Raw genomic sequence first — 22,029 nt, 5'->3', positions numbered from 1 at the left:
ATATCATTAATTCCCATATATTATAGTTATGATTTCCCTTTGGAAGGGTTAATTGTCTTTGTAATATGGGTAATCCATTTTCTCTTAGTCTGAATCCATGTTATAAAATTAGTATCGAATCTAAGTTGTCGAGTCGATAACCCTCCAGGGATAAATATCAAATCATAGGCTGACAGATCAGGGGAAACCTGGTTTATTTTCAACGTCAATCCTCGATCATCCGTGACTTCTTCCTTGTTGGAACAAAAATCCCACGATACATTTTCTATCGCCTTTAGAACTCCCATCCGGGTAACCGCATCATAAAAACCAACAAAATCTAACGTGGTCATCCCATCAAATAGAATATAAGCCATCCTCATCATTTTCATTCTACACACTCCTTCGATGCTTTTCGGCGAAATTCATTGGGGGTGATCCCGTATTCATTTTTAAAAACACGATAGAAAGAACGCAAACTGTTGAATCCGGAATCAAACGCGATATCCGTGACCGGATGGGTAGTGGATAACAGCAGCATATGAGCAAAGGCTACCCGTTGGCCATTGATGTAATCACGAAATGAAATGTGAAACTGCTCAGAAAAGATTCGGGAAATGATAAATTTACTAATGCCAAGCTCTCTTGAAAGCGTATTCAGATTTATGTGATCTAAAAAATGCATGTCGATGTAAGCTAGGATTTTGGGGACGAGATCCATTTCTTTTTTATAGTCTACTTTTTTCATTAGCAGTAACGGCAGCGCGTGCCCTAATACTACAGAGGTATAAGCCTTGAGCAGACGAACATCACATTGTTCTTTATATAGTTTATACAAGGTTGCCAACAGATCTTGAAGCACCTTTTGTTTCGTAACTATAGGGTTATCCGGAACATGATTAAGCAAATCCCCTGCAAAATCCCCCGGAAAAGTGGCGTCAAAAAAGAACAGCAGGATCTGGCTTTTCTCTAGAGTTTTGTAGCTGTGAGGTTGATTGGAAAAAATAATCGCTATGTCTCCTTCAGACAAATCATACTCTTTTCCATTGATGTTGATATTGATTTTGCCGGACAAAACCATTGTTATCTCTACATTTTTGTGTAGATGAAGAGGATAAGTGTTATTGGTAGAAATAAAGGAGTGAAACGCCTGGTCACGATGCTGATATTTAATATTCATGTTTTTCTCCCTGTCGTCATGGAATGCCAAGCACTATAGCTGCTGTAATACTAAGAACATAATATGAATTTGTTCGTTTACGCAAGAACCAAAGAGCAATAGTTGGCACAAAAAAAGATTTTTTTGGCAGGTAAATACGCCCTAAAAGTTTTAAAGTATTACCAGTAAGCTGCTTGTCGCAGACCAGTATCATTTCACTGAGAGGAGGAAGTATAACAGGAACAGCATTCAGCGATAAGACTGTATCCATGTTATACGTCAAAAAGATGAAATGGAAGAGTAAAAAATCAGGTAAGGTTATAGGTGTCTTATTGAGTTTTTCGGTAGCGTTTTCATTTTTAGGAGGTCACACACTTGCAGCTTCAGGGCAGGCAGACGGAGACAAAAGTTTTGCGGGTGCCTCTATTCTTGCTTTTCCTGGCGCGGAAGGTGGCGGCGCCTATACAAGCGGTGGTCGAGGGGGCGATGTATACATCGTAACTACCCTTGAAGATTACGCTGTAAAAGACAAACCGATTGCAGGGTCCCTTCGCTACGGGATTTTATCTACGCCTAAAGAGGGTCGTACCATTGTTTTTCATGTTTCCGGAACGATTGAACTGAAGAGCACGTTAAGTCTCAATAATATTAAAAACCTGACCATCGCTGGGCAAACCGCTCCAGGCAACGGAATTACCATTGCAGGTTGGGATACCAATATCAGCAATTCAGAGAATATCATTATTCGGTACACCGCTTTCCGTCCGGGTGCCACTAATGTGTATAATGGCAGTGATTCAATGGATGCGCTTTGGGGGAGAGACAACAACTACTTCCTCATTGACCATTGTTCCTTCAGTTGGAACACAGATGAAACTCTATCTTTATATAGAGGCGAAAATGGCACGATCCAGTGGTCCATTATTTCCGAAAGTCTGACTCTATCCGGGCATTCCAAAGGAAGACATGGCTACGGCGGTATTTCAGGCGGAGACAAAACAACATTCCATCACAATCTGTATGCGAACCATACCTCGCGAAACCCAAGACTAGGCGGCGGTTACGCAGGTGCTGCAGATGCTGATCATGTGGCGGTTGTTCAGTTCTCGAACAATGTAATTTACAATTGGGGCTTTAACGGCACTTATGGCGGAGGTTTTACTTTTACTAACTTTATGAACAATATCGAGATTGCCGGCCCAGGTACAAGAGATAATGTAACTAACCGAGTGATTGATGCCGGTGAAGCTACCAAACTGGGCGGTTTCTATATCGCTGGAAACAGAATTAACGGCAAGCTCACAGGCTTACTGAATGATTCTTCAGATTATGTGAAATTTTCTGGCGTGCAGAGTGGTGAACAAAAGACGACCCTTGCAGCCACACCATATCTTTCCGCGGACAGTACTGGAGTTAACCATGGTATTACCAATAAAGCATTTGATAATTATGTTAAGTCCGGCGTAAAGCAAGCGAATGAATCACTATTAAAAAGCATTCTGCAACAAGCGGGCGCTACCTATCCACGTCGCGATGCTATCGATGCAAGAATTGTGGCAGAAGTCGAGCAGAACTCGGGAAGATATATCAACACTGAACATGAAGTCGGGGGTTACATTTCAGACTTTGGCGTCATTGAGGCACAATATGATAAGCAATTTGACACTAATAAAAATGGAATAGACGACAAGTGGGAAAAGAAAAATAAAATCTGGGGCAGCAAGGATGCATACAAAACGGTTACTAAAAATGGTTACACCTGGCTTGAGCTTTATATTAACGGCCTAGTTGATATGAAACACGTCGCCGAAAACCCTGATGCTAAGCTTTTAGCGCCAGAAAACAATGCACAATTTGTTACCGGGAAAGAGGTCGTAGTTAAAATCAATGCTTCCCCTAGATCCGGAAACAAAATAAAAAAAGTTGCTGTATATAATGGTTCTAAATATCTTGGGGAAGCAGTCAAAAAAGGCAACACATACACATACACCCTCAAGAATTTAACGGATGCTTCCTACTATATTTCTGCAAGAGTGACCGATACCCAAGGAAATGAGACCCAGACCACAGCCACTAATATCCATATCAATGCTGCTACCTCTTCCCTGACTGGAAAGGGTTGGACTACAGCAGATATCGGTGATCCGAACATTAAGGGTTCCGGAAGTATTACAAATGATGTGCTTACCGTTAAAGGCAACGGAAAGCTTGGAAAAAGTGAAGGTGGCACAGAAGGATCCGAAGCAAACAATGCAACCAAAGATGACTTCCACTTCGTGTATAAAGAAATGAACGGAGATATGGAATTTACCGCGAAGCTCGAAGAAATCGGGGCCGTTGACAACCATGCCTTCACCGGGCTAATGATCCGCGATGACTTGAATAAAGACAGTGCCGCGGCGGCCCTTGGTATCTCCTATGTGAAGTTGTCCAAAGAAACCAGCTGGTCATCTTATCTGACGGGCAGAAATATTAAGGGCGGAGGATTTGATGAATTAACTGAAACTTTAGACAGCGTATCTGCTGCTGAAAAAGCTAGCATTCAACTTGTTTCAGATATTCCATTTAAAATTAATGGTGTGGAGCAAGGGTATTGGCTCAAGCTTGGCCGTAAGGGAGATGTTTTCTATGCTTACGGATCAACGGACGGAAAAGACTGGAAGCTAATTGGCGAGCGAACTATTGTTATGGAGGGTTCGGTATATGTCGGATTCGCCGTTGACAGCAATGATGTCGCCAATAAGATTGAGCAACTGAACTATGCTAAGTTCTCTAACCTTACTGTGGAGAATACATTCACTCCAATAGGTGACTCAGCGATAAATAAATAGCGTCTGTTCATCTCCACAGTTCCAAAAAGACGGAAGCCAGTAAAGCGGCTTCCGTCCTTTTATTGCTATCCAATTGGACCAGCACAATAAATTGCCTGATTCACTGTTCAATATGGCTTTAAAGTTTTTTCTTTAACATTACTTCATCATCCTTAACATACCCGCTCAATTCATACGCTTTAATGGCTACACGATTATCTTCTCCTGTTAAAATCTTAACTGTTTTGACTCCACGAGAATAAAGCTGACTTTCCAGAAAAGAAATTAGTGCAGTAGCGACACCATTTCTACGAGCTGACTCTTTTACATACATTTCAGTAATTTCACCATATGCTTCATTATAACAAAATGATTTCAGACTTTGAGCACAGCCAAAACCAACTACTTCATCCCTTAAAGTAGCCACGGCCACCACTTCATTATTGCTGTTCAAACACTTGATGATCTCCGGCACAGGACGTTTTACTCCACCATTGAACTCAAGATTTAACCTAGACAAAGCATCCGCGTCACATATCGTTGCTAGCCTAACATTTGGAAGCATTCTCTTCCCCCTCTACAACGTTTCCTTTTCAAGGACATACTCTTCATTGGAATTTTTTAAAACGATATCAAATTTATGATGATAAGAATGCATAAACAACTCATATTGCATCCTGCGCTGTTCATGGGATTTTCTTAAATAATTAATATCTGTTCCTCTTTCAGAAACATCACGTATACTCCTTCTCATCAACTCGGTTTCTCCATCCGTGTATAAGTAGATTTTCAGATCATACAAATTCGGATCAGTAAAGGCAACGCTCATGCCTTCTACAATATTTACCTTGTTTTGTGAAGATATGAACATACTTTTTGTATAGTCTGTGCCAATTGTGTAAAAATCCAACCCATCCCTCAACATATGAATGTCTCTCTCTAAAGCAAATATATGATGAGCAGCAGGATGACAAGCTGTCACTTTATCGTGATAATGTACATTCTTATATTCATAGTCGATAGAAGTGTATTTTCTAAGACTAGATTCAACAATATAGGGGTCTGTATTAATATAATTCACATCATCCTGCTGCAAAAGCTTTAAAAGATTATTAGCAAACGTTGTTTTTCCAGATGCACCATGACCCGAAATCCCAATGATGATTCTATTAGCCTCACCGCTAATCAAATTAGCTATCTTATGTAACACCTTGTCCATATTATTCGCCCCTCTCCCTACTCGATCCTATGTATTCCTTACTCCGCTATGGTTTAGCACATTAAAATCAATGGTGCATTTTATATAAAGAAACTTAATAGAAAGGGGTAGATCTTCCATGGCTACTCGTCAGCCAGATTTAGTATTGATCAGTTGGAGCAGAAATCCTTTGGTTGCTGGATCAGCACGTAGGATTATTGCCGCCCGTGTTATTGGAAATGCCGTGCCGTGCAGACCTAGCTTGAGACCCAACGGATTGCTTAACACCGCTTTGGCTTGCTTATTAGACAACGATGTTGGTTTTAAAGTGGTCTTTCGTAAAAAAACTTCAAGCATTAGTGGATATATTTTGTTACAACGTAACTAATAGATTTAGGGGGCAGTGACATTGCTGTTCTCTTTTTCCTGTGTATCTCATTGCACTTAAAGTCCAATCAACCCTAGAAAATGGTGTATATAATTTATTAGAAACTGAATCTGATTGAAATTGGGTGAGTCCATGAAATTACAAGCTGTGAAAAAAAGCTATGATTTAATAGTAAGCTTAGGGATGTCTTGTGCTCCTGCTATAAATCTGCAAAGAAATAGCTTGAGGAAATTCTCCATGCCGCTCGACTGGATGGTTTCTTATTCATTGGCTGATGTAAATAGACTTTATAAGAATAGATTTCAAAATTTCATGGAATTAATAAATCTGCAAATTCTTGATGAAACACATTTTTTTCTGGAGGATGGATTACCAGTCTATCCTAATGGGAATAAAAATGCACTAGTGAAATCCTATTTTATTCAGGATACTTTATATAACATTATCTCAGTTCATGATTTTCCAATCCACCAAGGTAAACACTGGTCTATAACCTATCCTTCGTATAAAGCGAAGCTGGAATTACGAATTAATAGATTTTGGGACAAGTTAATCCACAGTAAAAAAACTTTATTCATTAGATGGTTTGCCTCATATGAACAGGCTGTAGAGCTACAGTCAATTTTGTCTGATTTATTAAAACCGAACGAATTTATTATTCTTATTCTTATTCCCGTTCGTGAATCAATCTCGGTACAAGAATTAAATTGGAACATAAGTGATATTTGTGTGTTAGAAGTTCCTGAGGATATGAACGATTATGATAGCTGGGATTATATTTTGAAAGACATACACGTAACTAATAACTAATTTCGCTTTGATCGATCATATGATTAATTATTTCCTCTGTTGCAAAAACATATGGATACAAATACAGCCTACTGATGCTGACCAATAAAGCAATAGGGTTACTAATTCCAAAATCGTATTGACTCCCATGCGCTGCTGGATTTGCGGGTTCAGGCTCTACAAGATCATACTTCTCCATCAGCCTTTCCTTGGTTCCACTATCTACTACTGTTCCGTTTCCTTTATCCGCAAGGACAGATCCCGATTGAAAACACGCCATGAATAAGACACAGCAAATGGTGAGGATCGCTAGTTTCTTTTTTCGCATCATACATCTCCTAATTCTTTCTGGGTCTCCCCTATAACTTAGAGCCGTTCAAATTATTTCTTGGGTAATCGCAGGAAAACTATGTATTCGACAATCTTGATCAGTATAGATCATATTCCATGAAAATAATGGGAGAAAAAGTCTCGAATTCTATAATACTCCTTTCTATATATAAAAACAAAAGCACCCAAAGCTAAAATTAGCAGGGTACTTTTGGATGCTTCGCCGTATTTACAATATCAACATTCCGCTGAGCGGTTTATGGAGTTGGAGTTCCGCCGTTCGCATTCAGTGTTTCGCCACTGATATAGCTAGATTCCTGGCTAGCCAGGAATACATATGCCGGAGCCATCTCCGCAGGCTGTCCCGGACGACCTAGTGGTGTGCTCGACCCGAACTCCTTCAGCACTTCCTCCGGTTGCCCACCCACAACTTGAAGAGGTGTCCATACGGGACCAGGTGCTACTACATTGACGCGAATCCCCTTATCAGCTACTTGCTGAGCGAGAGACTTACTGAATGTATTAATAGCAGCCTTGGTGGTCGCGTAGTCCAAAAGGATCGGTGAGGGATTATAAGCTTGAATAGAAGAAGTGTTAATAATGGTGCTGCCCGGTTGCATATGCTTCACCGCAGCTTTGCACAGCCAGAACATAGCATACACGTTCGTCTTAAATGTGTCGTCAAAATGCTTCGTAGTGAGATCAGCGATGTCTGGAACGAATTGCTGTTTGCCCGCGATATTGGCTAAAATATCAATTCCACCTAGCTCTTTAACCGCAGTATCGACGAGTTGTTCGCAGTATGTCTCATCCTTCAGATCGCCTGGAATGGCGATTGCAGTACGACCCGCTTCCTGCACTAGCTTGACCACCTGCTTTGCATCTTCCTCTTCCTCGGGCATATAAGATAGAACAATATCTGCCCCCTCACGAGCAAAAGCAATAGCAACAGCACGGCCTATACCGCTGTCGGCTCCCGTAACTAACGCTTTACGTCCGGTCAGACGCCCAGTTCCTTTATAGGTATTTTCTCCTGTATCGGGTACTGGATTCATTTTCTTCTGCAGACCCGGCTCCTCTTGTTGCTGCTGAAATTCCGGTCCAGCCTTAGTGTACTGAGTGGTAGGATCTTGCATCGTATATTGGTTAGACATCGATCAATTCCTCCTTTATTTTTAGAAATACATTTTTATATTTTCCGAACTCTTTGTTATGTAAACACAACCAGCACGCCTCTAAACATTCACCTTCAATAACATAGCCTTGAATAGTGCCGCAAAAATACCCCAACCACCTGTCAAGGTGGCTAGGGTATCCCCCGCCTAAAAATAAATATATGGAAGCTCACTTGTTAGTTAGGGAACGCTCCGTATAGTCTGGCGTATACATTAGATAAAGGAGTGATAAATCATGGGCTTTTTTATATTCCTCTTTGTACTGTTAGCATTGCTTAATATCTTCTTTCCTCATTTGGGATGGTACATGCGCTATGGCTGGATGATGAAAGGTGATGTAGAACCCAGTGATGCCTATTTATTAATGACTCGCATCAGCAGTATAGTGGCACTTATTATCCTCTTTTTTATCTGGACTAGTTTCTGACTTACCCTAACGCTCTTAACACATCTTCAATCTTGCGCTGATGTGACAATACCCCATAATTCATCCAGGCCATAAAATCCACCTCATATACACAGCGATTACGAACAGCGGGCAGATTGCGCCAAAGTGGTGTATCCAACAGCTCCCGTCCTTCTCCTTCCTGTCGATCAAAGGTAATGAACAAATGATCTGCAGTGAGGCTCGCAAGCTCTTCTCTTGTTAGGCTCACCCGCTTCTGTCCACGGGTCAACTTCGGAACCAATTCATGGGGCTGCAAACCTAAATCCTCATGGAGTACGCTACCTGTATACCCCAATTGCCCGCATCCGTAGAGATTGATTCCGTAGGAAGATATTCTAAGGCATGCTACAGTCTGCCCTTGGACAGAACGGTTTAGCTCTCGTCTAGCTTGCTGCGCCCGATGCTCATAATTGCCGATCACTTCCTGGACACGATCCGTTCTGCCAAAGACGGCTGCTGCGGAAAATAACGTGGCCCGCCAATCCTCTTGATGAAAAGGCAGCTTGAACAACGGAGCAATTTGGCTGCACTCATCCAGGTGCCAACGCTGAAAGCCATCATCCAGCAGGATCAGTTCGGGCATGTACTGGGAGAGCTCCTGCCAATCGCCAGTCGAAATATCAACCGCAGGCACATCGAGGAGGGACAGATACTCTTGCTTCCCCCACTGAGCGTGAGAATATTGCGCCACTGGTGTAATATCCAGAGCCAGCAGGTAGTCTTCCAGAAAAGGAGCGAACACCCGCAGCCCTTCCTGATGGAAGCTTCTGTATTGGCCGGGCGTAACGCCCACCGATCTTTTGAAACGCCGGTTAAAATAATACTCATTGCTATACCCTACAGATAACGCGATATCATGCATACGGTCATTCGTAAGCAGCAACTGCTGCTGCGCCCTTTCAATACGAAGTCCGTTCAAATGCTCTAAGGGAATCCGCCCTGTCACTTCTTTAAAAATCTGTGTGTAGCGGGCACGTGTAATGCCTGCCACTTCAGCTAATTGATCGACGGTTATGGCGTGATTGTAGTGTTCCTGCATATAGCGGATGGAACGCTGTACCGCCTCATGGGCTCCTTTCATCTGGATGACAGAGGAATTTGCCCGCATGATCAGCAGCAGTAACTCTTGAAAGCGGGTATGGCCTGCGAACCATTCAATCTCTTCCGTACTTCTGCGACTATGATAGATAGCCTCCAGCAGTAATGCACATTGTGAAAAAGGTCTGCAGCTTAGCGGGCCGGACTGGAGAATTCCTTCTTTAGTCCCCTTTTCCATTCCACTCTGCCTGCTTCCCCCCGTTTCGATGACTTCAAACGTAAGCCTATAGAAGCTAAGTCCTCGCTCCTCTGCATTGATTTTGCTTATTAGCCCCGGTTCGAACAAGAACCCGACACCTTTTTCCAGAGGAAAACGCTTCTCCTCGGCTTCTAACCATCCCTGTCCTTCCGATACAATGATCAGGGTATGATTTTGAAACACTAAGGTCTGTCCGTTCACCGATAAGGATTGGGCTTCTATGTTAATCAAGCTATAGAATAGCCTCTTTTTATTGCTGTCTTGTAAATCTTCTGCCATTCTAGCGCCCTCCAATTGAGAACCATTTTCATTCACTTTACTATAGTTTAGAATAAAAAAGAAGGTCTATCAACTATGCTGATAGACCTTCTTTATGCTATTCCTTACGACGGCTGCCGTTTTATTTCACCATAGCTCTCAGCAAGTCATCAAGCTTCATCGAATTGGCTGTGATGGCACCAGTCTGCCAGTGGGAACGTTCCATTCTATAAACATTCCCGTTCTTCACCGCCGGCAGGCTCTTCCACAACGGGCCATCAAGGATTTGAGTCGCTTCCTGATTCCCTTCAGTATCCCAGCCCCCGTTGTCAGGGAACACAATGATATGATCCGCTTCGAGCTGAGGGATAAGCTCTTCGGAGATAATAGATTGATATTCGGTCATTTCTGCCGCCATAGGCACAGGTGTCAGGCCAAATTGAGAATAAATTACACCGGTGAAACGGTTTTTAACACCGAATAGAGCAAAGGTTTTATCCGCTACGTTGAGCCGGATCACTGCTACTTTTTCCTGACCCAGGGCCTGTTGCAGCTTAGCTTTCCCCTCTGCCACTTTCTGATCGTACGCTGCAAGGACAGATTCCGCCTTCTCCGGAATACCGAGGGCATCTGCAATAGCCGTAAGCACTTGTCTTGAGTCTTGCAACACCGCCTCAGGTAGACGATAGGTTGGTGCTATCTTGGAATATAGTTCATACCTCGCCGCATCAGCACCTCCATCCACAATAATCAAATCCGGATCTTTTTCCAATAATGCCTCCACGCTACCGGTAATATCAAATTCTGGTACATCAAGATTTAAATAATCCTGTTTGCCCCAGCTTGGATGATACCACTGCACCACCGGGGTAATGCCCAATGCCTTCAAATAATCTTCAACATAGATCCCGGCTACCCGTTGTGGTTTAACTGGAATTTCAACATCCCCGAATTCCCCGGCAATCGTCCGAGTTGCACCCTCTTCTGCGGCATTTCCATTTCCTTCAGTTGGTGCGCTAGTGCTCGCTGAGGTAGATTCCTCTGCATTCTGTGTCTTAGCAACGTTTTCTTTCGCAGTATTGTTATTCGTTCCGCATGCTGCCAGCGCAGTTATTGCCATTATAAGTACCGCTGCCCATAAAAACTTCTGACCCCATCTTGCCATTGATCCCTTCACTCCTATGCTTTATTGTCATTGATTATCATTCTCAATAACCTTTATCACAATAGTAGCATGACTTTCATAGCTTTCAATGCACTTTCTCCGCAAAAAACTTATACAAACTATTTCTAGTTGCTCTGCTCTATCATTATTCGGTAGGATTCTTCTTCTATTAAAAATATGTCATCCTTTATTAACTTGATCGCAAAATTTCTTTTTTTACGATTGATTTATACGATGCTTTCGCTTACAATAAACTCATAAACGCGCGTTTATGAAAAGAGGGGAAACATGCGCAGCGAAGATATTGCTAAGTTGGCCGGGGTTTCCCGTAGTACGGTATCCCGCGTGATCAACAACTATTCCAATGTTCCTGAAGAAACCCGGGCCAAAGTGCTGCGGGTGATTGAGCAACATCAGTACGAACCGAACAGCTTTGCACGGGCTCTGGCCGGTAAGAAAACCGATACCATCGGATTGTTCGCCATCAGTATGAACGAGAAAGAGAACACTACCCGAATTTATCAGAACAATTACTTTGCACCATTCGTCGATGCCGTAGTCGACACGTCGAATGCCCGCGGATGTTACGTTCTGATTCATACGGTATACTCTCCAGACGATTTTCTGAAGGTAAAACAAGCTTTTCTGCAAAAACGGATTGACGGTGGTATAATTGTCGGCACTCAGAAGGATATTAATATCGTCCGCGAAATGGTGGGACTCGATTCTCCGCTAGTACTGATTGATTATGATATCTCAGAGATTATGTCGGAGCATCTTGACCGCAATCATTTGGCCATTGTGAATTCCAAAGATTACGAGGGCACCACAGAAGTGATTGAACATTTAATCTCCTTAGGCCATCAAGAGATCGGCATTATCTGTGGGCAAATGAATACGTACTCTGGTCGAGAACGCTACACGGCCTATGAGGACACGCTGAAAAAACATGGTCTGCCTATGAATGAGAAGTTTATCCTAAAGGGTGATTTTCTGAAAGAGACGGCTTATGAAGAGGTCAAGAAGCTGCTTGCTTCTGGTGAACCTTTGCCGACTGCCTTTTTCTCTTCCAACGATGACATGGCTATTTCAGCGATGGAAGCGTTCTCCGAACATGGAATCATTGTCCCTGAGGATATCTCCATTGCGGGTTTCGATGACATTCAGCTGGCATCCCGTATTCAGCCTAAGCTGACCTCTGTACGCTTGCCGATTTATGAAATGTCCAAGGCTGCAGTGGAAAAAGTAATCGAGCTGTGTGATTCGCAGCAGCCGACTTTCAGCACGATCAGCTTTCCAGCTCGTTTAGTGGAGAGAGATTCCTGTCAACCGCCGAAGAAGTAGCACAGATTCATCCTTCACTGAAGAATACATATTTTTCTGTGAAGCTGCTATCATCGGTTCTCGAAATCACTGCCTAATACTATCTTTTAGAAACAACGGAAAGAATCCCTTCCCTCGAGGGAATTTTTCCTGAAACTTATAAACGCGCGTTCACAATCGAAAGGAGACTTTCTCACATGAAATTCGGTACCTTTGACGACACTCGTAAAGAGTATGTAATTAACACACCAAAAACACCTTACCCTTGGATTAACTACCTGGGTAATGAACAATTTTTCGGACTTATTTCTAATACTGCTGGTGGCTATACCTTCTATAGAGACGCTCGTCTCAGAAGATTGACCCGTTACCGTTACAACAATATCCCAATGGATGCTGGCGGCCGTTACTACTATCTTTATGATGATGGTGATTTCTGGACTCCAGGCTGGATGCCAGTAAAACGTGATCTGGACTTCTACGAATGCCGTCACGGTCTTGGCTACACCTCCATTACTGGTGAACGCAACGGTATCTCTGTAAACCAGCTTGCTTTTGTACCTATGGGACATAACGCTGAAGTACATCGTCTTGTAGTGAAAAACACGGGTTCCGCGAAGAAATCCGTTAAGCTGTTCTCTTTTGCAGAGTTCTGTCTTTGGAATGCACAAGATGATATGACTAACTTCCAACGTAATCTCAGCACTGGTGAGGTTGAAGTGAAGGGTTCCGTTATCTATCACAAAACAGAATACCGTGAGCGCAGAAACCACTACGCTTTCTACTCAGTTAACAAAGAAATCGCCGGTTTCGATACTGACCGCGAAGCTTTCGTAGGGATGTACAATGGTCTGGAAAGCCCGCAAGCTGTTGCTGCAGGTGAACCAACTAACTCGGTAGCGAGCGGATGGTCCCCTATCGGATCGCACGCCCTGAACATTACTCTGGAGCCGGGCGAAGAGCAAAGCTTCATCTTTGTCCTTGGTTACATTGAAAACCCAGAAGAAGACAAATGGGAATCTCTGAACGTAATCAACAAAAAACCAGCAGAGGCTATGATCGAGCAATTTGCTACAGACGCTCAAGTGGACGCCGCTTTGGCTGCACTGGCTGCACACTGGGATAACCTGTTGTCCAAATATCAAATCCAAAGTGGCGACGACAAGTTGAACCGTATGGTTAACATCTGGAATCCATATCAATGTATGGTTACCTTCAACATGTCCCGTTCCGCTTCTTACTTTGAATCCGGTATTGGCCGTGGTATGGGCTTCCGCGATTCTAACCAAGACTTGCTCGGATTTGTACACCAAATTCCTGAACGTGCTAAAGAACGTATTCTCGATATCGCCGCTACACAATTTGAAGACGGCAGTGCCTATCACCAATACCAGCCGCTTACCAAAAAAGGTAACAATGAAGTCGGTACTGGCTTTAATGATGACCCACTTTGGTTGATCCTCGGCACAGCTGCTTACATCAAAGAAACTGGCGACACATCGATTCTTGATGAGCAGGTTCCTTTTGACAGCAATCCGGATAACACAGCTACTCTGTTTGAGCACTTGAAACGCTCCTTCGAGCATGTAACTAACAATCTCGGACCTCACGGCTTGCCGCTGATTGGTCGTGCAGACTGGAATGACTGCTTGAACCTGAACTGCTTCTCTACAGAGCCGGGCGAATCTTTCCAAACTACTGCCAACATCGAAGGCCGCGTAGCGGAATCCGTATTTATCGCGGGTCTGTTCGTCTTCGTTGGACCGGACTATGCAGAAATCTGCCGGATGCGCGGACTTAATGATGTAGCTACGGATGCAGAAGCTAAGATTGACAACATGCGTGAAATCACACTGACTCACGGTTTCGATGGTGACTGGTTCCTGCGCGCTTATGACCATTATGGCGACAAGATCGGTTCCAAAGAAAACGAAGAAGGTAAAATCTTCATCGAACCACAAGGTATCTGTGTTATGGCCGGTATCGGTGTGGAAGATGGTCAAGCTGAAAAAGCTCTGACTTCCGTGCAAGAGCATTTGGATACTAAATACGGTATCGTATTGCAACAGCCACCATATTCCAAGTACTATCTGAACCTGGGTGAAATTTCTACGTACCCTCCGGGCTACAAAGAAAATGCTGGTATTTTCTGCCACAATAACCCTTGGATCATGATCGCTGAAACTGTACTTGGACATGGTGACAGAGCGTTTGAAATTTACGCTAAAATTGCTCCTGCTTACTTGGAGGACATCAGCGAAATTCACCGTACTGAACCTTATGTATACTCGCAAATGATCGCAGGTAAAGATGCCGTTCGCCACGGGGAAGCTAAAAACTCCTGGTTAACTGGTACTGCGGCTTGGAACTATGTAGCGATTACACAATCTATCCTTGGTATTCAAGCGGACTTCAATGGTCTGAAGATCGATCCTTGTATTCCTACAGAGTGGGACAGCTTTGAAATCACCCGTGTCTTCCGTGGAGATACTTATGTGATTCAAATCAAGAACCCGAACCATGTATCCAAAGGTGTAGCTAGTCTTACCTTGGATGGCGCAGCTGTAGAAGGTAACATCATCACTCCAGTTGGAGACGGTGCTGTACACCAAGTAGTTGTAGAACTGGGTTAATACAAAAAAAATCCGCTCACCGTTCGTTTGAACGATTGAGCGGATCGGATCTAAAATTAACAGTAGATGCCCCCTGAAGGATTCAGGGGGCATCTTTTTTTACCCTTCCACAATATCTGCTCTTAAATCACTCGCAACCTCAAGCATTCTAGGAATCACGGCTTCATTGGCGCCAGAAACATAAATATCGCCCTGATAATGTCTAAATGGGATTGTTGTATCACCATAGCTCCACATAAAGAAATCTCCCTCAATGGACATGGTAGTGGCACCTGTTACTGTAAAAACTGATGTATAGGTGAAATCAGGTTTGGATGCGAAATATTGCTTACACTCTTCTAAAGATAGGGTTGTTGCTGAATCTCCAGCATTCTGCATTGCTCTTGTCATCCGATAACGTTTACTCATTGTGATGCCTCCATTATTATCTGTAAAATGATCAGTTGCCTTATCCAGATCAAATATAGCATACAATGAAGGGCAAATCCCATTCCATTTCTAAGTCGAAAATGTTAATATAGCCGTTTTTCATAGCTTTCTTTTAGTGATTTTGAGATATCCTCTGGAGTAACTCCAAGTTTACGGGCATGCTGCGCCAGTATTTTTGATGGATTAGGCAAGACTTCTTTCGCAAGCCAATGATCGTCATCCCACAAATGTGACCGCTTAAAGGCTTTTGCACAATGCATATAACATTCTTCAACTTCCACGCCAATTCCAATGATCGGGACTTTACCATGCGCTTCCATAGGTTTCAATATATCTTCATCCTTAACTATACTCGCGTGCCCATTTATTCTTAATGTTTCTTCAAGTCCGGGGATGATGAATATCAAACCGACTTTTGGGTTCTCAAGCATATTCCGCAAAGAATCAAACCGTCTATTCCCAGGGCGTTCAGGGATCACTAAATGTTTATCATCCAACACGTGAACAAAACCTTCTGCGTCCCCGCGCGGAGAGACATCACAAGCACCGGACGAACCGCTTGTAGCCATAAAAAGCATTGGAGATTTTGAGATATAATCACGGCAATGATGATCTATAACAGTTATGGTTTTGTTGTTAACCAATTCGCTTGGGTACCCAAATAAAGACCTTAGCTCTTCTTCTGACTCTATAACTTTTTCGAAAAAGTTTGACTTCATACTTCTCCCTCTCTCAACTTAATAAGCCCCAATATTCTTATTTTTGCTCAAATATCCGCTTGCTTAGAATGCACATCTTCATTTTCAATGCCCGAAACCAACAAACAAAAGGGACAAGTATAACCCTCTGGAGCATGATTATAAATATAGCCCGCCTCCACTGTTATAGGATTTAAGAATATTTCTATGTTTCTTCTAATTTCGCCATTTCGTGTGTGTTCTCCTTTTTGCAAAAAGAAAAGGACAGACTGTAAATTACAGCTGTCCTCATCGGTAAATGTTGATAAACTACAGCCATTCCCGAGATCTATGTCTACCTATAACTTAAACGCTGGCTTCCGGAATCCATACCTTCATTTCACCACTGCCACGATTTCCCCATAAGTAATACGGAACCGCCTTAACCTTTACGGTTTGAACTGGTGCTTTGACTCTGCTGTAAAGCTCACCACTCCAGCCCTCTTTATCTACACGTAGCCCCTCTGCCTCGACAACAACAGCGCCGCCGAGCAATGTCTCATCAAAAGCCGCAGGAAGTTCACTGCCTTCTTTTAAAGAAATCGAGCTTAACGGCTCACCATTATCGATACTTTCAAGACAATACACAAGAGGTCCACGCTGAATCGTTACTTTTTGAGCATCAGCACGCAAACTTGGATGTGCGTAGATACGATGTGCCTCCATAGGGTCATGCACTTCGATTACATCTCCTGCTCTCCACAGTCTCCGGATAACGAGGTATCCCTGCTCGATGTTCTCAAGAGTATTCATTGCTTCACCGTTGACTCTGATCTCCATTCCTTGGCTCCATGATGGAATCCGTAAGGCAATCCCAAACTCTGCTTCCGCTGCGGGATTAATCTTCAACGAGACTTTACCTTCCCATGGATAGTTACTCTCTTGCTGAATCGCAATATCTGTTCCACCCAGCTTTGTTGTCAGCTCACTGCCAATATACAAATTCGTATAGAGCGTATCACCATGGATCGTATAGATATATTGATTAAGCGAAGTCAGCAGACGCGCCACATTCGGAGGACAGCAAGCGCAGCCAAACCAGCCTTGACGCTCGGACTTCACATGATGTTTATCTGGATTGCAGCTGCATGCCTTAGGCCATACTTCCAGTGGATTCACATAAAAATAGTGCTTACCATCCTGTGCCATTGAACCCAACACATTGTTATAAAGCGCCCGCTCCATCACGTCGGCATAACGTGCATCCGGCGATATTCTCAGCATTCGCTGTGCAAAAAAGATCAACCCAATAGATGCACAAGTCTCTGCGTACACCGAATCGTTAGGCAGATCATAATCGAAGGTGAAAGCCTCACCCCGATGCGTAGATCCGATCCCGCCAGTAATGTACATTTGCTTAGTAGTGATGTTATTCCACAGTCTCTCGCATGCTTCGCGAAGGGTATCATCTCCCGTAAGTGCGGCTAGATCAGCCATGGCAGTATACATATAAACCGCACGCACAGCATGTCCTACAGCCACTTCCTGTTCTCTTACCGGAAGATGACTTTGGTAATATTTTAAATCTAATTTCTCCTTCTGACCTGTGAAAAAATTGATACTCCCCAGACTATCCCATTGTTGCTTTAAGAAATTCGGCTGTTGACCTCGCTCATTAATAAAAAAGCTGCTGAGCTTCAAATACCGCTCCTCACCTGTGAGCCGATACAGCTTAACGAGCGCAAGCTCAATCTCCTGATGGCCATCATATCCCCGCATTTTTCCTTCTTCCGGACCAAACACAGAATCGATATGATCAACCATTCGGCACATGATGTCGAGCAGTTTTCTTTTGCCTGTAGCCTCGTAATAAGAAACGGCTGCCTCAATGAAATGCCCAGCACAGTACAGCTCGTGGCAATCGTTCAGATTAGTCCAGCGTTTGCCGGGTTCTTTTATCGTAAAATAAGTATTTAAGTACCCGTCTTCCTGCTGCGCTTCTCCAACGAGGTCAATCACTTCATCCGCTTGACGCTCCAGCTCAGGGTCACGTTTGATGCTTAAGGAATAACCTACGGCCTCCAGCCACTTGGCTACATCACTGTCTTGAAATACCCAGCCGTAAAATTCACCGGTCTTCCGGCCCGCAGCAATCTCAAAGTTAGCAATGGCATGACTGGGCTCAGCTCCCGCTGCTTTGTCGTGCAATGCCTCATATTGATACGGGATTACAACATCCTGAACCAGCTTTATATAACTTCCCCAGAAATCATCTTTAATGCTAACGGATTGATCTTTTACAACTTGCTGATCCTGGATCGTTTTATTCATCATCATCTTCCCCTTAGCCTTATTTTATACTCGCTAATTACAATTATAGAGCGTACAATAGATAAAAAATATAATCAGAAGCAACCCCTTTTTTGTACTATTTCACACTCCTAATTCCATGGACAATTTGAGCTCGGACTACGATAAAAAGAGAGGTAGAATACAGTGAGTCCTTCCTATGTACATTTCGCAGCGCCGCCTTTTCCATATTTTCTGGAATGCAATCACACTGTTTATCAACCCGGAGAGCAGCATCCAAATAGAAGCCATATCGGCTTATTTGATCTGATTATTGTAGAGCAAGGTTGCCTATTTATCGGTGAAGAGCATAATCAATGGGAGGTTGCGGCTGGGCATACGCTGCTTCTGCTGCCTGACCGCTATCATTATTCCGTTAAGTCTTGCGAGGAGCTGACTTCGTTTATCTGGATTCATTTTCATACCCTCGCAGATTGGTCAAGTTCTGATGGCGAGCCCGTGTATATCAACCGAGAGACACATTTCCGGCAGTTTCTTACTCATCCATATACCATTCGCATCCCGCAGTTTGGTCCCCTTCCTGATCCCTTTAAACGGAGTGGACAAGCTGAGAAGCTTTTACAGCTGTCCACTGGAAGACGTTCCAGTGCAGTTTGGGAGCAGCAAAGGATTTTTGAAGAAATGCTGCGGATGATGGATCTGGCGCAGCATGATACTTCAGAAAGTCATGCGGTAGAGATCGCCGAGAGGACAGAGACTTATATCCGCAATCATTATGCGGAGCCTCTCTCCAATGCCTCTTTGGCGGATGCGCTGCATTTTCATTATAACTACCTTGCCCGCTGCATGAAACGCGTATATGGACTGACTCCGATGGAGTATTTAACGGATTACCGTTTGGAACAGGCCAAGCTGCTTCTGCTTAAAACAGAGATGCCTATAGCTGCGATCGCAGAACGTATCGGTTTCGAGAGCACCGCCTACTTCTCGCGTCGCTTTACTCAGCAGATCGGAATCTCTCCGCTTCGCTTCCGCAAGCGGTATTCCCGATAACGGCAAAAACAGCATGTCTCATAATTGGAGGCGTGCTGTTTTCGTTGTTAATGCGATGCGCTGCTGTAGCTTTCTTGTGTGCTGCTGGCTTTCTTCTGCGCTGCTGGCTTACGTGATCAACTATGGATTAATTGGACGCGAGATGCGAGATGCGAGATGCTCCTCTAGATCGGAGAAACTTAGGTAACTATTATGATGGAGCAGTACTCCGCTTGGCACATTTCTTGTGTACCCGTGATCCGCCTAAATCCTTCTGCTGCTTCTTGCTCCTTGCTCCTTGCTTCTTGCTTCTTGCTTCTTGCAATAATTTTACCAGTTTACCTTCCTAGGCGTGGCGCACTCATACTTATCATAGATCAACGGCGATCATGCGGCTCGACCCTCCAAAGCTTATCAGCAAGTAACTCACCGTATAGCCATCACACTACTCTCTGTATCCCCCGGAGACGCGTCTGCTTAATCATCCATTCATAGCATTCCCCGTTGCGGACCGGATTGCAGCTATTTGTGATTTTCGATCCATTTTGCAGCAGTTTCGGACTGCATAGCTCTTATTGCTCATAATTTGCTCCAAATCGGGCTACATTTGTGGGAATAACTGCAACTGAGTCCGATAGTGTGACAAAACGAGCGGAATCATGGAAATAAGAGCAACTGAGTCCGAACAGTTGCTGAAAAGAACGCCGCCTGCCAAATTTGCTCCTAAACGTGCTAGCCATTGTTTAAACTAGCTGTCTGGGGCTCAACCTAGCTACACTGTGAGGAATTAGCTACCTGTTGTTCAAACTAGCCGCCTACGTCTCGAAATCTGCTACCTTTTGCTAGAACTTGATCGTATCGTATCGGACCGTATTGCAGCTATTTGTGATTTTCGGCCCATTTTTCGGAAATTTCGGACTGTATAGCTCTTATTACCCTTGATTTGCGCAGAAAAAGAGCACATTTGAGCGAATAGCTGCAACTGCGTCCGATAGTGTGACAAAACGAGCGGAATCATGGAAATAAGAGCAACTGAGTCCGAACAGTTGCTAAAAAGAACACCGCCTGCCGAATTTGATCCTAATCGTGCTGCCCATTGTTTAAACTAGCTGTCTGGGGCTCAACCTAGCTACACTGTGCGGAATAGCTACCTATAGCTCGACCTATCTATACCGTGTGCGGAATTAGCTACCTATGGCTTAACCTAGCTACACCGTGCGGGATTAGTTACCGATGGCTCAACCTATCTACTCCGTGCGAGAAATTAGTTACCTGTTGCTCAAACTAGCCACCTACGTCTCGATACCTGCTACCTTTTGCTAGAACTTGATCGTATCGGACCCTATTGCAGCTATTTCAGCATATGGGTTCATTTTGCGAAGGTTTCGGACTGCATAGCTCTTATTGCTCATAATTTGCTCGGAATCGGACTACATTTGTGGGAATAGCTGCAACTGAGTCCGATAGTGTGATAAAACGAGCGAAATCATGGAAATAAGAGCAACTGAGTCCGAACAGTTGCTGAAAAGAACGCCGCCTGCCAAATTTGCTCCTAAACGTGCTGCCCAGTGCTTAAACTAGCTGTCTAGGGCTCAACCTAGCTACTCTGCGAAAAATTAGTTACCTGTTGTTCAAACTAGCCGCCTACGTCTCGAAATCTGCTACCTTTTGCTAGAACTTGATCGTATCGTATCGGACCGTATTGCAGCTATTTCAGCATATGGGTTCATTTTGCGAAGGTTTCGGACTGTATAGCTCTTATTACCCTTGATTTGCACAGAAAAGGAGCACATTTGAGCGAATAGCTGCAACTGAGTCCGATAGTGTGACAAAACGAGCGGAATCATGGAAATAAGAGCAACTGAGTCCGAACAGTTGCTGAAAAGAACGCCGCCTGCCAAATTTGCTCCTAAACGTGCTAGCCATTGTTTAAACTAGCTGTCTGGGGCTCAACCTAGCTACACTGTGCGGAATTAGCTACCTATAGCTCAACCTATCTACTCCGTGCGAAATTAGTTACCTGTTACTCAACCTATCTACACCGTGCGGAATTAGTTACCTATGGCTTAACCTAGCTACTCCGTGCGCAGAATTTGTTACCTGTTGCATAACCTAGCTGTCTACGTCTCGAAATCAGCTACCTTTTGCTCGATCTTGATCCTATCGGACCCTATTGCACCTATTTGTGATTTTGGGCCCATTTTGCGGCAGTTTCGGACTGTATAGCTCTTATTGCTCATAATTTGCTCGCAATCGGACCACATTTGTGGGAATAGCTGCAACTGGGTCCGTTAGCTCGAAAAAATACTTTGTATCTGCCTAATAGGGGCTCCTGGGTCCGCATGGAGGCTGGGCGGTGAGTTACTCTAATGTCTGTTGAGCTAACGGACCGCACTGCACCTATTTGTGGGTGGGATCTCGCATAATGTATTGGTGAGAGTAACTTAACGTCTGTTGAGCGCAACGAACCGGATTGCACCTGTTTGGGGGCGGGATCTCGCTTGTGATTTATGGGTAGGAGTTACTTAAATCTATTGAACGTTGCGGACCCTATTGCACCTATTTGTGATTTCCGGCCCATTTTTCGGAAATTTCGGACTGTATAGCTCTTATTGCTCATAATTTGCCC

20 protein-coding genes are annotated in these 22,029 nt (G+C 43.8%); 7 read left to right on the top strand and 13 right to left on the bottom strand.

The features are described 5' to 3' along the window. Positions 1–26: 26 nt before the first annotated feature. The 3 genes from MHH46_RS11945 to MHH46_RS11935 are packed head-to-tail and all read right to left on the bottom strand — an operon-like array spanning position 27 to position 1,409. Positions 27–371 carry a DJ-1/PfpI family protein gene (locus MHH46_RS11945; protein ID WP_256717150.1) on the bottom strand — a complete coding sequence of 115 codons (345 nt, stop codon included), beginning with the start codon at positions 369–371 and terminating at the stop codon, positions 27–29. Beyond that, positions 368–1,159, bottom strand: coding sequence for an AraC family transcriptional regulator (locus MHH46_RS11940; protein WP_076189820.1), 792 nt, complete (start codon positions 1,157–1,159; stop codon positions 368–370). The genes MHH46_RS11945 and MHH46_RS11940 overlap by 4 nt, the downstream gene beginning before the upstream one ends. Positions 1,160–1,175: 16 nt before the next feature. Continuing rightward, on the bottom strand, positions 1,176–1,409 hold the full coding sequence (locus MHH46_RS11935; protein ID WP_147614430.1) for a hypothetical protein: 234 nt from the start codon (positions 1,407–1,409) through the stop codon (positions 1,176–1,178). Positions 1,410–1,425: 16 nt separating this feature from the next. Between MHH46_RS11935 and MHH46_RS11930 the strand changes: the two genes are divergently transcribed. Further along, the gene (locus tag MHH46_RS11930; RefSeq protein ID WP_076190147.1) at positions 1,426–3,969 is read left to right on the top strand and encodes an Ig-like domain-containing protein; all 2,544 of its coding nucleotides are present in this window, start codon (positions 1,426–1,428) and stop codon (positions 3,967–3,969) included. Positions 3,970–4,087: 118 nt separating this feature from the next. On the opposite strand, the gene MHH46_RS11925 is transcribed toward MHH46_RS11930, so the two are convergent. Next, entirely contained in the window at positions 4,088–4,513 is a 426-nt protein-coding gene (locus tag MHH46_RS11925) for a GNAT family N-acetyltransferase (RefSeq protein WP_076189819.1), read from the bottom strand. A gap of 12 nt (positions 4,514–4,525) precedes the next feature. Continuing rightward, positions 4,526–5,167, bottom strand: coding sequence for a uridine kinase (locus tag MHH46_RS11920; protein ID WP_076189818.1), 642 nt, complete (start codon positions 5,165–5,167; stop codon positions 4,526–4,528). Positions 5,168–5,285: 118 nt separating this feature from the next. Between MHH46_RS11920 and MHH46_RS11915 the strand changes: the two genes are divergently transcribed. Both MHH46_RS11915 and MHH46_RS11910 read left to right on the top strand, forming a co-directional pair. Next, complete coding sequence (locus MHH46_RS11915; protein WP_076136059.1) at positions 5,286–5,534, top strand: hypothetical protein; 249 nt, start codon at positions 5,286–5,288, stop codon at positions 5,532–5,534. Between the two features lie 132 nt (positions 5,535–5,666). Then, positions 5,667–6,344: a DUF1796 family putative cysteine peptidase gene (locus MHH46_RS11910; protein ID WP_076189817.1), complete on the top strand. Its 678-nt coding sequence runs from the start codon at positions 5,667–5,669 to the stop codon at positions 6,342–6,344. Here the strand turns inward: MHH46_RS11910 and MHH46_RS11905 are convergent. Then, on the bottom strand, positions 6,334–6,603 hold the full coding sequence (locus tag MHH46_RS11905; protein ID WP_405132606.1) for a hypothetical protein: 270 nt from the start codon (positions 6,601–6,603) through the stop codon (positions 6,334–6,336). The two genes, MHH46_RS11910 and MHH46_RS11905, sit on opposite strands and share 11 nt — an antisense overlap. Before the next feature lie 307 nt (positions 6,604–6,910). Then, positions 6,911–7,807 carry an SDR family oxidoreductase gene (locus MHH46_RS11900; protein WP_076189815.1) on the bottom strand — a complete coding sequence of 299 codons (897 nt, stop codon included), beginning with the start codon at positions 7,805–7,807 and terminating at the stop codon, positions 6,911–6,913. A gap of 256 nt (positions 7,808–8,063) precedes the next feature. Here MHH46_RS11900 and MHH46_RS11895 point away from each other — a divergent pair, with 256 nt between their 5' ends. After that, positions 8,064–8,255 (top strand): DUF6199 family natural product biosynthesis protein, encoded by a 192-nt coding sequence (locus tag MHH46_RS11895; RefSeq protein WP_076130567.1) that lies wholly within the window; start codon positions 8,064–8,066, stop codon positions 8,253–8,255. 1 nt (position 8,256) lies between these two features. Here the strand turns inward: MHH46_RS11895 and MHH46_RS11890 are convergent, their stop codons facing one another. Both MHH46_RS11890 and MHH46_RS11885 read right to left on the bottom strand, forming a co-directional pair. Beyond that, a complete protein-coding gene (locus MHH46_RS11890) occupies positions 8,257–9,852 on the bottom strand; it encodes a helix-turn-helix domain-containing protein (RefSeq protein WP_076189814.1) in 1,596 nt (531 codons plus the stop codon). A gap of 121 nt (positions 9,853–9,973) precedes the next feature. Further along, positions 9,974–10,996 carry an ABC transporter substrate-binding protein gene (locus tag MHH46_RS11885; RefSeq protein WP_076189813.1) on the bottom strand — a complete coding sequence of 341 codons (1,023 nt, stop codon included), beginning with the start codon at positions 10,994–10,996 and terminating at the stop codon, positions 9,974–9,976. Positions 10,997–11,284: 288 nt separating this feature from the next. Here MHH46_RS11885 and MHH46_RS11880 point away from each other — a divergent pair, with 288 nt between their 5' ends. Further along, positions 11,285–12,340 carry a LacI family DNA-binding transcriptional regulator gene (locus tag MHH46_RS11880; protein WP_036685989.1) on the top strand — a complete coding sequence of 352 codons (1,056 nt, stop codon included), beginning with the start codon at positions 11,285–11,287 and terminating at the stop codon, positions 12,338–12,340. A gap of 176 nt (positions 12,341–12,516) precedes the next feature. Then, positions 12,517–14,952 carry a GH36-type glycosyl hydrolase domain-containing protein gene (locus MHH46_RS11875; protein ID WP_036685988.1) on the top strand — a complete coding sequence of 812 codons (2,436 nt, stop codon included), beginning with the start codon at positions 12,517–12,519 and terminating at the stop codon, positions 14,950–14,952. Positions 14,953–15,051: 99 nt separating this feature from the next. Here the strand turns inward: MHH46_RS11875 and MHH46_RS11870 are convergent, their stop codons facing one another. From MHH46_RS11870 to MHH46_RS11855, 4 genes are all read right to left on the bottom strand, one after another. Next, positions 15,052–15,360 (bottom strand): hypothetical protein, encoded by a 309-nt coding sequence (locus MHH46_RS11870; RefSeq protein WP_076130570.1) that lies wholly within the window; start codon positions 15,358–15,360, stop codon positions 15,052–15,054. Between the two features lie 104 nt (positions 15,361–15,464). Continuing rightward, positions 15,465–16,100, bottom strand: a complete 636-nt coding sequence (locus MHH46_RS11865) for a pyridoxamine 5'-phosphate oxidase family protein (RefSeq protein WP_076189812.1) — start codon at positions 16,098–16,100, stop codon at positions 15,465–15,467. Positions 16,101–16,147: 47 nt separating this feature from the next. Then, complete coding sequence (locus MHH46_RS11860) at positions 16,148–16,333, bottom strand: hypothetical protein (protein WP_405132605.1); 186 nt, start codon at positions 16,331–16,333, stop codon at positions 16,148–16,150. 91 nt (positions 16,334–16,424) lie between these two features. Continuing rightward, positions 16,425–18,392: a glycoside hydrolase family 127 protein gene (locus MHH46_RS11855; protein ID WP_405132604.1), complete on the bottom strand. Its 1,968-nt coding sequence runs from the start codon at positions 18,390–18,392 to the stop codon at positions 16,425–16,427. Positions 18,393–18,554: 162 nt separating this feature from the next. Between MHH46_RS11855 and MHH46_RS11850 the strand changes: the two genes are divergently transcribed. Continuing rightward, positions 18,555–19,421, top strand: coding sequence for an AraC family transcriptional regulator (locus tag MHH46_RS11850; protein ID WP_076183289.1), 867 nt, complete (start codon positions 18,555–18,557; stop codon positions 19,419–19,421). Positions 19,422–22,029: the final 2,608 nt, after the last annotated feature.

The organism is Paenibacillus sp. FSL H8-0175, assembly GCF_045040615.1.
In the GTDB taxonomy this organism is placed as follows: Bacteria; Bacillota; Bacilli; order Paenibacillales; family Paenibacillaceae; genus Paenibacillus_AQ; species Paenibacillus_AQ odorifer.
The sequence above is the reverse complement of the archived record's forward strand: the minus strand, read 5'-3'. Positions and strand labels throughout refer to the sequence as shown.

Coding starts and splice junctions, on each gene's coding strand:
- MHH46_RS11885 (WP_076189813.1), bottom strand. CDS start 10,996: ATGGCAAGATGGGGTCAGAAGTTTTTATGGGCAGCGGTACTTATAATG.
- MHH46_RS11865 (WP_076189812.1), bottom strand. CDS start 16,100: ATGAAGTCAAACTTTTTCGAAAAAGTTATAGAGTCAGAAGAAGAGCTA.
- MHH46_RS11940 (WP_076189820.1), bottom strand. CDS start 1,159: ATGAATATTAAATATCAGCATCGTGACCAGGCGTTTCACTCCTTTATT.
- MHH46_RS11935 (WP_147614430.1), bottom strand. CDS start 1,409: ATGGATACAGTCTTATCGCTGAATGCTGTTCCTGTTATACTTCCTCCT.
- MHH46_RS11855 (WP_405132604.1), bottom strand. CDS start 18,392: ATGATGAATAAAACGATCCAGGATCAGCAAGTTGTAAAAGATCAATCC.
- MHH46_RS11870 (WP_076130570.1), bottom strand. CDS start 15,360: ATGAGTAAACGTTATCGGATGACAAGAGCAATGCAGAATGCTGGAGAT.
- MHH46_RS11920 (WP_076189818.1), bottom strand. CDS start 5,167: ATGGACAAGGTGTTACATAAGATAGCTAATTTGATTAGCGGTGAGGCT.
- MHH46_RS11915 (WP_076136059.1), top strand. CDS start 5,286: ATGGCTACTCGTCAGCCAGATTTAGTATTGATCAGTTGGAGCAGAAAT.
- MHH46_RS11925 (WP_076189819.1), bottom strand. CDS start 4,513: ATGCTTCCAAATGTTAGGCTAGCAACGATATGTGACGCGGATGCTTTG.
- MHH46_RS11890 (WP_076189814.1), bottom strand. CDS start 9,852: ATGGCAGAAGATTTACAAGACAGCAATAAAAAGAGGCTATTCTATAGC.
- MHH46_RS11900 (WP_076189815.1), bottom strand. CDS start 7,807: ATGTCTAACCAATATACGATGCAAGATCCTACCACTCAGTACACTAAG.
- MHH46_RS11875 (WP_036685988.1), top strand. CDS start 12,517: ATGAAATTCGGTACCTTTGACGACACTCGTAAAGAGTATGTAATTAAC.
- MHH46_RS11945 (WP_256717150.1), bottom strand. CDS start 371: ATGAAAATGATGAGGATGGCTTATATTCTATTTGATGGGATGACCACG.
- MHH46_RS11880 (WP_036685989.1), top strand. CDS start 11,285: ATGCGCAGCGAAGATATTGCTAAGTTGGCCGGGGTTTCCCGTAGTACG.
- MHH46_RS11905 (WP_405132606.1), bottom strand. CDS start 6,603: ATGGCGTGTTTTCAATCGGGATCTGTCCTTGCGGATAAAGGAAACGGA.
- MHH46_RS11895 (WP_076130567.1), top strand. CDS start 8,064: ATGGGCTTTTTTATATTCCTCTTTGTACTGTTAGCATTGCTTAATATC.
- MHH46_RS11930 (WP_076190147.1), top strand. CDS start 1,426: ATGAAATGGAAGAGTAAAAAATCAGGTAAGGTTATAGGTGTCTTATTG.
- MHH46_RS11910 (WP_076189817.1), top strand. CDS start 5,667: ATGAAATTACAAGCTGTGAAAAAAAGCTATGATTTAATAGTAAGCTTA.